We start from the raw sequence: 12566 nt of genomic DNA on the forward strand, positions 1-12566 counted from the left end.
TTTGGATAAAAAATTAGTTGCCTATATTACCACCGGTTTCCCTTCATTGAACTTCACGATAGATGCTGCACTGGCATTGGCGGAAGCCGGTGTGGATACACTCGAACTCGGTATGCCCTTCTCCGATCCGGTCGCTGACGGTCCTGTCATAGAAGCTGCCAACCTCAAAGCACTTCAAAACGGCTTCAAACTGGAGCATCTATTCGAGGCTTCTGCTAAAATAGCGCCACATATCGATACACTCTGGATGGGCTATTTCAATCCCTTCTACCACAGAGGAATGGACTATTTCATTTCCCAGGCAAAAGAGACGGGTGTGAACGGATTCATCATCCCCGATCTCCCTTTTGAAGAGGCTAAACCTTACAAGCCTGCCATTGAAGCTGCCGGACTGAGTCTGATAGACTTCATCGCACCTACAGATACCAAAGAGCGTATCGAAGAGATCGTGACCGATGCCAAGAAGTTCATCTATCTTGTTGCCTATGCAGGGATCACCGGTACGGGACAGAGTGAAGACCTTCAGCCTATTATTTCTGATATCAAAGAATTCACACAAACTCCCATCTATGTGGGTTTCGGTGTCGATCAGAATACGGCCAGAGAAAAAGCCAAAGGGGTCGATGGTGTCATTGTAGGTTCCGCTTTCGTGAAAGTACTGCTTGACGAGAATTTAAATAACACTCAGAAGATCGCAAAAATTTCAGAGATCGCAAAAGAGATCAAAGAGAGGATCAACAGCTAAGCCCCATTAAAAAACTTTATGTATAATTCCTTCAAAACCCGTAAATAATTCGGGTTCACTCCCTATGAAGGCAATTCTATTGGAACATTTTATCTGGAATGTCGATCCCGTTGTATTACATTTAGGTCCCTTGCAGCTACGCTGGTACGGAATTTTGTTCGTTGGTTCCTTTTTTCTGGGACTTATGCTGTTACAATGGATCTTTAAACGCGAAGGCAAAGCCCCTGCTCTTCTGGACAGTTTCCTCATCTATGTCATGGTCGGTGCGGTTATCGGCTCGCGACTGATGCACTGTTTTGCTTATGAACCGGAGTTCTATCTCTCCCACCCACTTGAAATACTGAAGATATGGAAAGGGGGACTGGCAAGCCATGGCGGTTTGCTCGGTTCCATCCTGGCCATCTGGCTCTTTTGCAGAAAATATAAACTCGATTTCATGTGGCTGCTCTCACGAACTGCTATTGCCGGTACTATTACAGCCGCATTCGTACGTTTTGGAAATTTTTTTAACTCCGAAATCCTGGGTAAACCTACCGATCTTCCCTGGGCAATCATCTTTGAGCGTGTCGACATGCTTCCACGACACCCGGTACAACTTTATGAAGCCTTTTCCTACCTGATACTTTTGGTAATTATGCTCCTGGTCTACCTCAAAAGCAAACCGGACTTTGCTACCCGCATCCTTCCGGGTATCTTTTTGACTTTTATGTTTACGGTCCGTTTTCTACTTGAATACACTAAGACAAAACAGGCAGACTACACATGGGACCTTCCTTTCAGCACAGGGCAGGCTTTAAGTTTACCTTTTATTTTGATAGGTATCATATGGATATTATGGGCTTTAAAAAAGAAACACAGTACATAGTGCTTTGTCATTTTTACCTACTTTTTCCAAAAAAGTAGAGATAGGAATAAGGTATACAAAAAACATTTATGAATGCAAAAAACCAAACAAATCATTATGCACTTGGTATCGACATTGGTTCCACCACTGTCAAATACGTACTGTGCGACAGAGACTTCAACATCATCGCCAAAGCCTATACCCCGCACGACACCAAGCAGGCACCTACCCTTCTAAGGCTTTTGGAAGAACTCTCGCAAACCCATAAAGAAGCCTATGACAACATTGACAAAGTTTACATTACAGGTTCGGGAGCCAGCCGGATCGCCCCGACACTCAATGCGCGTTTTGTTCAGGAGGTCAATGCTGTCGTGCTTGCAGTGGAACATCATCATCCAGACGTGAATGCCGTGGTGGAGCTGGGCGGACAGGATGCGAAGATCATCCATTTCAAGGAGGGTAAGGACGGCAAAAAAACCGTACTGACCTCCATGAATGACAAATGCGCTTCCGGTACGGGAGCCACCATAGAGAAATGTACCATGAAGGTCGGTATGGAGAGCGAAGAAGTTCAGAAGCTCACCTTTGCAACAGAGAAGCTCCACCATGTCGCTGCCAAATGCGGTGTCTTTGCCGAAACGGACATTGTCAACCTTGTCAAGACCTCCGTTCCTTCCAATGAGATCATGAACTCCCTGGCAGACGCCATTGTTATGCAGAACCTGACAGTGCTGACACGTGGCAATACACTCATGCCCAAAGTCCTGCTGCTTGGCGGACCGAACACCTATCTGCCGTTTTTGCAGGATTGCTGGCGCATGCGCATTGCCGAACTCTGGGATGAACGTGGCATAGACTACGATAAAAACAAGCTGGACGAACTGATTATTGTGCCTGAAAATGCCCAGTATTATGCCGCTTTGGGCGCGGTGATCTTTGGTGAAGGCGAAGCGAACCACGACAAATCTTTCAGCGGACTTATTGCTCTGAAAACACTGGTGGATACAGGCGGTGTCAACCAGAATGACAATATTGACACCCCTTTGGTTCAGAGTGCAGAAGAACTTTATTCATTTAAAGAACAATACGCTATTAAGCCTTTCAATCCGCCTGTTCTGACAGAAAAAACCACCTGCTTCCTCGGTATAGACGGAGGCTCCACCTCTTCCAAAGCGGTATTGCTGGATGAAAAAGGTGAACTACTTCTGAAAGTCTACCAGCTCTCAAAAGGAAACCCCATTGACGATACGCTGGAACTTTTGCAAAAGATCAAGGAATCAGAAAGTGGGAAATACTACGATATCAAAGGTCTTGGCGTCACCGGCTACGCAGCAGATGTACTCGGTGGTGCGCTCAAAGCCGATGCCAATATCATCGAGACCATTGCCCATATGAAAAGTGCACAAAAGGCTTTTGGCGAAAGCATCAATGTTATCTGTGATATCGGCGGACAGGACATCAAAGTGCTTTTCATGGAGAACGGGATGATGAAAAATTTTCGTCTCTCCAATCAGTGCAGTGCCGGTAACGGAACCCTGCTGCAGAGTATGGCCAAGCAGTTCGGCGTTCCGGTGGAGGGCTTTGCAGATGTCGCCTTTGCCGCCAAGCAGGCACCGCGTTTCAACTACGGATGTGCTGTTTTTCTCGATACAGACAGAGTGAACTTTCAAAAAGAGGGATACACCAAAGAGGAACTCTTTGCCGGTATATCGAAGGTTCTGCCCAAGAATGTCTGGCAGTATGTCGTACAAGCCCCCAACCTTGCCATGTTCGGAGACCACTTCGTATTGCAGGGAGGCACACAGTACAACCAGGCAGCGCTGAAAGCACAGGTGGATTACATCAAAGAACGTGTACCTAATGCCAGGGTAGACGTCCATCCGCATCCGGGTGAAGCCGGAGCTATCGGCGCCGCACTTGAAGCAAGAGATGTCGTACAGAAAAGAGGCACGGCCACCTTTGTCGGATTGGAGGAAGCACTGCAGATGACCTATACTTCCAAGACAGATGAGAGTACGCGCTGCCATTTCTGCACCATCAACTGCTCACGTACCTTCATCGATACCCATACCCCTTCTTCGGAGACCGTGCGTTACATTGCCGGGTTCTCCTGCGAAGACGGTACAGTCGAGTCTGCAGATGCCTTTAAAGCACTGAAAAGTTCCAGAAAAGCATTACAGGAAACCGTACCAAACCTTGTCAAAAAAGAGTCTTCCAAACTTTTTGCACCCACCTACATGCTGGATAAAAAGCCGACAGCATCTACACAGATAAAAGAGCAGCAGGTAAAAGTGACCCTTGGCGGCTGGGGGCCGACACTGCGCAGAGAGGTCACACGGAATTTCAAAGTCAGTTCAGCGGAAGATGCAGCCTACAGGAAAGCACTCAAGATCGCCATTCCCAAAGTGCTCAATGTCTACTCCCTGGCCCCCTTCATGCGAACCTATCTTGAAGCGCTTGGCATCAACCCTCTCAACATCCAGTTCTCCGGTTTTTCCAATGAAGATATGTACCTTGAAGGAGCCAAATACGGTTCTGTGGATTCCTGCTACCCTGCCAAAGTGGCACAGTCTCATGTCTATGCACTGATGTACAGCAAAAAATTTGCAAAAAAAGCATTTGACTACCTATGGTTCCCCGCCGTGACGGAGCTTCCCGGTTACGTTCAGCATACCATGGGACAAACCTCATGCCCCATCGTTTCCGGTACACCCAAAGTGGTCTACTCTGCCTTTACCAAAGAGAAGGACCTTTTCTCAGAGAGAGGGATCGTCTATGTCGATGAAGCGCTGAATTTCGATAACCGGAAACTGCTTGAGAAACAGCTCTTTGCCACATGGGGGGAAAAACTGCGTATCACGGAAGATGAGAACCATTGGGCGGCCGAGCAGGCATGGAAGGCACTCGATGAAAACGACCGGGAGATAATGGAAGAGGGACACCGTATTCTAGATGAGGCCGAACAGAACAATGAAGTCGTTATTCTGCTGCTTGCACGTCCCTACCATTCCGACCCCGGGCTCAACCATGAAGTTCTCGACGAATTCCAGTCACTCGGGTTCAAGACCCTCTCCATGCGTGCCATTCCCAAAGATGAAACCTATCTGATGCGCTTCTTTGGAGAAGAAGTTTCACAGGGAATCATAGAATCCCCTTATGATATACGCGATGTCTGGGCAGAGAACTTCTCGACCAATTCGGCACAAAAGGTCTGGGCAGCCAAATTCGCTGCACGGCATCCCAATGTGGCTGTACTTGACCTCAGTTCCTTCAAGTGCGGGCACGACGCACCGACCTATGCCATCATCGACAAGATACTCGGCGCTTCACGTACACCGCATCTGACCCTTCACGACATCGATGCAAACAAGCCGGGCGGGTCCATTAAGATAAGAGTAAAGACTTTTGCCTATACTCTGGAACAATACAAGCAGACACTGAGAAATGCAAAAGAACGTATTGCCGTTACCAAAGCAAAGATTCTAGCATGATATTTTCTATCAATAAAACCGCTACCGAAGTAAAATTATCCAAAGTCGTTAGCAATACACTACCTGCAAACACTTTATGTCACTTGCGCTTTTTCTTTTTTGGTTACTTTCCTTTCTTTTTTGTCGCAGTACAAAAAGAAAAAAGTAACAAAAGAAATTTAAATATCAAAATAACAATTTGAGGAAAAAATGAGTTCAGCATGTACAAGTATTAAAATGACTGACAAGAACGGTGATCTGAGTTTCATTAACAAAGCGCCTTCCCAATGGAGAGACATTCCCTCCAAACCCATTGAATATGCCCCAAAAGAAGAAACCATCTTCCTCTCGGGTGGATTGACACTCCTGCAGGACAAACTGGTCGAAGCAGCCCTCAACTCCATGGATATCAACTTCATTGCCCTGCCCAACCCGGACTTCAAATCCTTTCAGACGGGAAAAGCCTTTGGGAACAGAGGCCAGTGCAACCCTACCTACTTTACCGTAGGGAACCTGGTCAAATATCTGCAGGACCTCCGTGACAAACAGGGATTGAGCAGTGAAGAGATCATCAGAAAATATGTTTACATCACTGCCGGGGGATGTGGCCCATGCCGTTTCGGTATGTACATCACCGAATACAAAAAGGCATTGCGTGATGCGGGCTTTGAAGGTTTCAGACTGACCTCTTTCGAACATGATAAGGGGATCTTTCAGGGAGATACAATAGAGGAAGATATTCTCAGTTTTACCCCAAAATTCTTCATTAGACTCATCAAGGCCGTCATCATCGGCGACATCATCAACATTCTGACCTATAAAATGCGCCCCTATGAAGTGGAGAAAGGAAGCATTGACAAGGCTGTAGAAAAATGTAAAGAGATCGTATCCAAGGCTTTTCTGGATCATTCCAGTCTTATCAATGCACTCTGGAAGTGCCGGACTGTTCTGGAAAAGGTCAAACTAAACCGTCTGCAGCCCAAAGCAAAAGTGATGGTCATGGGAGAATTCTGGGCTGCGATGACAGAGGGTGACGGGAACTACAATCTACACAGATTTCTGGAAACCGAGGGGGCGGAATGCATACCGCAACCTATCACGAATCGCCTGATGCTTAGCATCTGGGAAGCAGAACAGGCTCTGAACAAAAAAGAGAAGCTCGCTGTCGAGAACGGCAAAAAAATAGACTTCTCAAACGTCAGAACGCGCATGCTCATCAAAGCCGGAAAAGCGGCTGTCAAAACCCACTTTTCACTTTATGCCAAAGCCATCGGCCTGCATGACTATGACATTCCAAATATGGAAAAGCTGGCAGAGCTTGCAAAGGAGTACTATACACTCGACTGCAGCGGAGGAGAAGGGCACCTTGAGGTGGCACACCTCATCGAAAGCGTCAAGCATAATCTTGCACACCTCGTCATCTCCATCAAACCTTTCGGATGCATGCCCTCTTCCGCGGTGTCGGACGGAGTCCAGTCACTGGTGACCAGCCGCTATCCGCAGGCGAATTTCCTCAGTATAGAGACATCGGGAGAAGGTGCAGCCAATTTCTACAGCCGTGTACAAATGGCACTCTTCAAAGCCAAACAAGCCGCCAAAGAGGAATATGAAACATTGGAAGTACCGGAGCATATTCCTCAGAAGTTGAACAATTACCTCTACCAGCCCAAAAATGAAAAAGCAGGTACTGCAGCGCAGTTGATCTACAGCATTACATGAATTATACGATCATCGGAGCAAAGGCTTTCGTACTCACCCTAACCTTCTGTCCGATCTCCAATTTTTCTGCTTCCTGGGAACTGACCACCACTTCAACAAGCTGCTGTCCGATGGAAACAATGGCCACATAGATCACATCCACTTTTGTAATATCGAGCAGTTCACCCTCGAAAGAGAATTTCTGGGAGCCCTGTGTTTGAAGCAGTACCTCTTTGGGCTTGCCGTCATTGATGATCTCTCCCTGCTCCAGCACCAGGACGCGTGACGCCAAACGGTAGATCTCGCTCGGGTCGTGGCTGACCATGATCGTTGTGGTACCAAACTCTTTATGCAGTGCCAGTATCTCACTTTGCAGTTTCATCCTCATTTCAGGGTCAAGTGCGGACAGCGGTTCATCCATGAGCAGCAGTCTGGGACGCTTCATCATGGCACGGCAGAGACTGACACGCTGCTGCTGTCCACCGCTCAGAGAATGCGGCAGTCTTTTCTTCAAATCATATAACTCCGTAAGTTCAAGTAAACGATCCGACAAGACTCTGTCATTCTCAACAAAGAGCAGATTCTCTTCTACCGTCATATTGGGGAACAGGGCATACTCCTGAAAAACATAACCGATCTTTCTCTGCTGAGGAGGAAGAAATCGTTTCCCATCCTGCCAGATCTCTCCTGAAACAGTGATCTTCCCTTCCGCCTTTTCCAGACCGGCAAGTATTCGCAGCAGGGTTGTCTTCCCACTCCCGCTTTTCCCTGTCAAGGCAATAAAATCCTGCTCTTTGATCTCCAGATCGACAGAAAGATCCATCTCTCCGGTACTGCCGTGAAGGCTTTTTCTGATTCCTATCTCTATCATTGTAAACCAAACTTTTTATGCTGTTTTGCATTGAAGATATAGACAGCCAGCAATACCAGAAAACTCATGACGATCATAATGGCACTGTAGATATGTGCAGAGGTATAGTCCATCATTTCGACCATATCATAGATAGCCACCGATGCCACTTTCGTCTCACCGGGAATACTGCCTCCCACCATCAGTACCACACCGAACTCGCCGACCGTATGGGCGAAGGTCACAATAAGCGCAGTCATCAGGGAAGGTTTGATGTTGGGCAGTGCCACTTTGAGAAGCGTCATCCATCTGCTTTTGCCTGCGATGTAGCTCGCTTCAAGCATATTTTTATTGAGCGATTCAAATCCGCTCTGCAGGGGCTGGACCATGAAGGGCATGGAGTAAAAACAGCTGGCTATCACCAGTCCGGGAAAAGAGAAAGCCAGCTTGACACCGAATATCTCTTCAAAAAAAGCCCCTATGGGAGAGTTGGCTGAGAGTGCCCAGAGCATATAGAACCCCAGAACGGAGGGCGGCAGTACGATAGGCAAAGCTGTAACGGCTTCCAGGACAGGCTTCACTTTGGAACGTGTCTGCGAAAGGTACCATGCCAGAGGCAGGGCTATCGTGAAAAGAATCATTGACGTGATCGCCGCGAGTTTGAATGAAAGCACAAAAGGCGTGAATTCGATGGTCTGAAACAATTCATTCATAGATGATCTCCTGAATGTAGATTTCACTCGCTTTGATGAGTGCTGTGACCTTTTCACCTATATGCAAATCCATCTTTTTCAAAGTATCGGCAGTAATGATCGCCTCCAAAGCGGTATCGAGATGCCTTAAAGTCACAGCACTCAACAAGACACCCTCTTCAATGTTTTCCACGATAACCGGTAACTGGTTGGCATAACTCAATGATCCGCCGATATCCTTCCCTATGGCTATGTTCGTTGCTTTGACTGCAAGTTTGACCACGGTTCCGATCCGGACGGTATCACCAAGGTCTAAACTCATCATTGTCAGGCTGTCACCCTGTACATTAAACTGTACGATGTTGAGATTTTCAACCGTATCGATACCGGTGATCGCTGCAGTAATTCTGTTCATCTTCTCTTATGCCTGTTTATTGACGACAAAACCGTACTTTTTCATGATCTGCTGTACCTGTGGTGTTTGCATAAACTCATAAAATGCTTTGGCCAGTTTTGACTTCGAACCCTGTTTCGTGATACCGTACCCCTGTCTCAGCGGTTCATGAAGCGAATCATCTATCAGATAGTAACTGCTGTATTCACTCCCGGCAATGCCGGGAGCAAGTACCAGCGAAAGTGCGATGATGCCTATATCGGCAGCTTTCATATTGATATAGTTCGCTGTTTGGGAGATATTCTCGCCAAAGACGATCCTGGGTTCCAGCGCTTTGTAGAGCCCAATACTTTCAAGCGCCTGTTTCGCTTTCTGTCCATACGGCGCATGCGACGGATTGGCAATGGTCACTTTATGTACCCATGACATTTTGAAATTCTCAAACCCTTTTTTAGCATCAAAATTTTTATTTTTGCTCCATATCACGATCCTTCCTATGGCATAAAGTCTGGGTTTCGTCACGATATCCCCGTTTTTGTGCAGATACTCCACATAATCCATATTGGCAGAGAAATAGAGATCGTATGGCGCCCCTTTTTCCACCTGTATCCTTCCTTTACCCGAAGAGCCGTAGATCATATTGACCGTATCGTCCGGATGCTGTACCAGAAACTTTGCCTTGATGCTGTCAAGTGCGAATTTCAGATCACTTGCCGCAAAAACCGTAATCGTATCGGCAAAGAGCAGACTGTTCAGCAGTAAGATTCCCAAAAAGAGTTTTTTTAGCATTGCATCTTCCTCCTTATCTTCCCAACATTAAATTTTTTGCTTCAATTACTACTATGACACTACTGCTTTCTGCTATTGCCCATTTCTCAAAGTTCGCCAGGGACATTACAGAAACGATCGTATCATGCTCGCCGATATCTACCGTTATCTTCGCATTTTTTCTGTCTTTTTCCATCTGTACTACCCTGCCTTCAAGATGGTTTTCCATCTCATTCTTATTCTCATTCTCCGCAAGGAGGTAAACATTTGAAGACTTACAAATAGCCGTTACCACCTGTCCTTCTTTTATATCAAGGTCTTCAACGGCTTCTTCCGTGATCACAGAAACCAGTTCTTGCCCACTTTTTAATTTCAGGTGAACCTTTGCATTGACCTCTCCGGGTTCAACGGCTGTAACCACTGCCTGTATCTGGTTTCGTGCCGAGATCTGCAATCCCAGCCGCCCAATGGTTTTAAACGCTCCACTCTGAATGTCCGTCAATTTGGAAAGACGTTCCAGAAAACGGTTATGCTCTTCTTTCAGCAGTGCATAATTCTCCAAAAGCTGCATTCCATATGCTGTAATGGTCGTACCGCCGCCATCTTTTCCGCCTGTTTCCCTGAAAACAATGGGTTCCGGAGAGAGTGCGTTCATCGCATCAACCGCTTCCCAGGCACTCTTGTAACTCATAGGTACTGCTTTGGCCGCCTTGGAAATGGAACCATGCTCATTTATCGCATGTAAAAGGCGTATACGTTTTTCCAGCAGGAACGGTTCACCGGAAATTTCAAAGGTAAGTGGCGATGTGACTTCCATCTTTTTCCTTATATACTTAAATACATAACGAAAATCTTAGCATTATATACCTTAAGAAATAACGCCCTTGACAAACTAACCTAAAAGTGTTATTATCCGCCCACATGGGAGTGACTTGGTTTCGACTGGAGTAGTCGGGGCTATGTGCATGTCGGACTGGGCAATTCCGTTACGCGGCCCACTTAGCTTAAACGCAAACAATACAGATTATCGTCCAGCTTACGCAGTAGCGTAAGTCATTAACCCCGCTAACGCGGAGGACTGCCCTGCCGGTGAGTGTCATCTTAACCGGATCTTTGGGTATCACATCTGATGACTATGCTCCGTGGAAGCCATGCCACGGTGTGAGAATTCTGGCTGGTTTGGTGTAGTTTTGGGTGTTGAACGAAACCAAACGAGAACAATCAACACCGACTAAGCATGTAGAGTCATAGTCCTAGCTATTTTAGGACAGGGGTTCAATTCCCCTCACTTCCACCAACACTACATTTCGTAACAATTCAATACAACTCATAAAAAATCACAATTCTTTGTAAATCCCTAAAATACGGGTTTTAAAGCATATCATATCATCTCACAAAAAATAATCACAACTCACTACACCACAGAGCAAGTGGTACACGTAATGATACATTTTTGGTACACTATAGCAAAGAGACCATTTGACCGCATCGTACCCCACGGCTTCCGTGCCATGTTTTCCACCATTGCAAATGAAAAGAGTGATTTTAACTCTGACATTATAGAGTTCCCCGTGAAAAACCCACAAAGCCCCACTGCAAGGGGTTTCAAAGCACTTTTATGCTACCCTAAATATACATAAAAGCACATAGCTACACTATAAAACCTTGCAGTTTTGGAGTATTTTATGATTCAGGAAAAACAAGAGAGAGTCACCTTGTTTGATCACTGCAAACAGCTGAGTGACATCATCGATGAAAATCATCCGCTTGTTAAATTGGCAAACTCTATCGATTGGAAAAGTATCGAAGAAGATCTCAGTAAAGCCTATCCTTCCACTACAGGCCATCCCAATAAACCTATCCGCCTGATGGTAGGGTTGCATTATCTGCGCTACATGTTTGATCTGAGTGATGAAAGTATCGTCTGGGCCTATATCGAGAATCCCTACTATCAGTACTTCTGCGGAGAGAAAGTGTTTCAACACACTTTTCCTATAGACAGAAGCTCTATGAGCAAATTTCGAGAGAGGCTCAAAAAGAAAAAACTCTACAAACTGCTGCAAGAGACCATCAAAAGCGGTTTTCAAACAAAAGTAATCAAACCCAAAAGTATAGAGTACGCCGTGATTGACTCTACGGTACAGGAGAAAAACATTGCCTACCCCACAGATGCCAAACTCTATTACAAAGGCATTGTTCTTCTTGCCAAACTGGCCAGGCGTCTGAATATCAGACTCCGACAAAGCTATATCAGAGCAGGAAAGAAACTCCTGATCAAATACTCCCGCTACAACCATGCCAAACAGTTCAGACGCAAAGCTGCCACACTCAAGAAACTCAAAATAAGACTGGGAAGGGTCTTGAGAGAAATAGTACGAAAATCCGAAGAGGATGGGATCAGCCTGGACCTGGATGCCAGAATCCTTCTTGAACAGTGCCAAAAGCTCTTTGATCAAAAACGCAACTCCAAAAACAAACTCTACAGTTTTCATGAACCTCATACAGCCTGCATCTCAAAAGGCAAAGCACACAAGCGTTATGAGTTTGGCAACAAGTCCACTTTCATCACTACCACCAGGGAGTGTTTCATTATTCACGCTGATGCGCATGAAGGCAATCCCTATGACGGACATACGCTGAAAGAGGCACTCGATAAAACAAATGAGAGTGTATCCGATCTATTCAATAAAAGTATTGATTACCTCTTTACCGATAAGGGGTACAGGGGTCACGGTTATCAAGGTGATACAACTGTACTGATCGAGACATCTGCAAACAAAAAAAGACACAAGAAGCTCAAACGGAGATCCTCCATAGAAACGGTATTCTCCCATACCAAACAGGATCACCGGATGGGAAGAAATTTCCTCATAGGAGAACATGGCAATCTGGTCAATACGATTATGGCAGCCTGTGGATACAATCTAAGGAAAATCTACAACAAGTTCAGGAAGGCATTCGTGAAAATGCTTTCTGTCTTGTTTTTTATGCTCTTTAGGGAGCAATACAGGGTTCAGTTGGTTCCAAACAGGGCTTAAATCCCGAATAGCATTTTTAGAAATGGTATAAGGATGTGTTTGGGGTATGATTCTTTTGGATAATTGG

Annotated in this window: 10 protein-coding genes and 1 other RNA gene; 6 read left to right on the forward strand and 5 right to left on the reverse strand. The window is 45.9% G+C overall.

Annotated elements, in window-relative coordinates; all coding sequences use genetic code 11:
* Window position 1 precedes the first annotated feature (1 nt).
* From trpA to SUN_RS10900, 4 genes are all read left to right on the forward strand, one after another.
* Window positions 2–745 carry a tryptophan synthase subunit alpha gene (trpA, locus tag SUN_RS10880; protein WP_012083866.1) on the forward strand — a complete coding sequence of 248 codons (744 nt, stop codon included), beginning with the start codon at window positions 2–4 and terminating at the stop codon, window positions 743–745.
* A gap of 79 nt (window positions 746–824) precedes the next feature.
* Window positions 825–1610 (forward strand): prolipoprotein diacylglyceryl transferase, encoded by a 786-nt coding sequence (gene lgt, locus SUN_RS10885; RefSeq protein WP_012083868.1) that lies wholly within the window; start codon window positions 825–827, stop codon window positions 1608–1610.
* A 68-nt stretch (window positions 1611–1678) separates the two neighbouring features.
* Complete coding sequence (locus SUN_RS10890) at window positions 1679–5080, forward strand: BadF/BadG/BcrA/BcrD ATPase family protein (protein WP_012083869.1); 3402 nt, start codon at window positions 1679–1681, stop codon at window positions 5078–5080.
* 189 nt (window positions 5081–5269) lie between these two features.
* Entirely contained in the window at window positions 5270–6778 is a 1509-nt protein-coding gene (locus tag SUN_RS10900) for a hypothetical protein (RefSeq protein ID WP_012083870.1), read from the forward strand.
* A gap of 1 nt (window position 6779) precedes the next feature.
* Here the strand turns inward: SUN_RS10900 and SUN_RS10905 are convergent, their stop codons facing one another.
* The 5 genes from SUN_RS10905 to SUN_RS10925 are packed head-to-tail and all read right to left on the reverse strand — an operon-like array spanning window position 6780 to window position 10278.
* On the reverse strand, window positions 6780–7628 hold the full coding sequence (locus SUN_RS10905; RefSeq protein WP_012083871.1) for an ABC transporter ATP-binding protein: 849 nt from the start codon (window positions 7626–7628) through the stop codon (window positions 6780–6782).
* The gene (gene modB, locus SUN_RS10910; RefSeq protein WP_012083872.1) at window positions 7625–8320 is read right to left on the reverse strand and encodes a molybdate ABC transporter permease subunit; all 696 of its coding nucleotides are present in this window, start codon (window positions 8318–8320) and stop codon (window positions 7625–7627) included. The genes SUN_RS10905 and modB overlap by 4 nt, the downstream gene beginning before the upstream one ends.
* Entirely contained in the window at window positions 8313–8714 is a 402-nt protein-coding gene (locus SUN_RS10915) for a TOBE domain-containing protein (protein ID WP_012083873.1), read from the reverse strand. Before SUN_RS10915 ends, modB begins: the two co-directional genes overlap by 8 nt.
* A gap of 6 nt (window positions 8715–8720) precedes the next feature.
* Window positions 8721–9482, reverse strand: coding sequence for a molybdate ABC transporter substrate-binding protein (gene modA / locus SUN_RS10920; protein ID WP_012083874.1), 762 nt, complete (start codon window positions 9480–9482; stop codon window positions 8721–8723).
* A gap of 13 nt (window positions 9483–9495) precedes the next feature.
* Entirely contained in the window at window positions 9496–10278 is a 783-nt protein-coding gene (locus tag SUN_RS10925; RefSeq protein WP_012083875.1) for a TOBE domain-containing protein, read from the reverse strand.
* Between the two features lie 106 nt (window positions 10279–10384).
* On the opposite strand from SUN_RS10925, the gene ssrA reads away from it, so the two are divergent.
* Window positions 10385–10758, forward strand: a transfer-messenger RNA (tmRNA) gene (gene ssrA / locus SUN_RS13275).
* A 388-nt stretch (window positions 10759–11146) separates the two neighbouring features.
* The gene (locus SUN_RS10930) at window positions 11147–12499 is read left to right on the forward strand and encodes an IS5-like element ISSlsp2 family transposase (RefSeq protein ID WP_011980130.1); all 1353 of its coding nucleotides are present in this window, start codon (window positions 11147–11149) and stop codon (window positions 12497–12499) included.
* The last annotated feature ends 67 nt before the right edge of the window (window positions 12500–12566 follow it).

The sequence above is a fragment of the Sulfurovum sp. NBC37-1 genome (genome assembly GCF_000010345.1).
Taxonomy (GTDB): domain Bacteria; phylum Campylobacterota; class Campylobacteria; order Campylobacterales; family Sulfurovaceae; genus Sulfurovum.

Excerpts from the sequence above, each read along its gene's own strand:
- SUN_RS10900 (WP_012083870.1), top strand. The coding sequence starts at position 5,270 with ATGAGTTCAGCATGTACAAGTATTAAAATGACTGACAAGAACGGTGAT.
- SUN_RS10890 (WP_012083869.1), top strand. The coding sequence starts at position 1,679 with ATGAATGCAAAAAACCAAACAAATCATTATGCACTTGGTATCGACATT.
- SUN_RS10915 (WP_012083873.1), bottom strand. The coding sequence starts at position 8,714 with ATGAACAGAATTACTGCAGCGATCACCGGTATCGATACGGTTGAAAAT.
- SUN_RS10930 (WP_011980130.1), top strand. The coding sequence starts at position 11,147 with ATGATTCAGGAAAAACAAGAGAGAGTCACCTTGTTTGATCACTGCAAA.
- modB (WP_012083872.1), bottom strand. The coding sequence starts at position 8,320 with ATGAATGAATTGTTTCAGACCATCGAATTCACGCCTTTTGTGCTTTCA.
- SUN_RS10925 (WP_012083875.1), bottom strand. The coding sequence starts at position 10,278 with ATGGAAGTCACATCGCCACTTACCTTTGAAATTTCCGGTGAACCGTTC.
- modA (WP_012083874.1), bottom strand. The coding sequence starts at position 9,482 with ATGCTAAAAAAACTCTTTTTGGGAATCTTACTGCTGAACAGTCTGCTC.
- SUN_RS10905 (WP_012083871.1), bottom strand. The coding sequence starts at position 7,628 with ATGATAGAGATAGGAATCAGAAAAAGCCTTCACGGCAGTACCGGAGAG.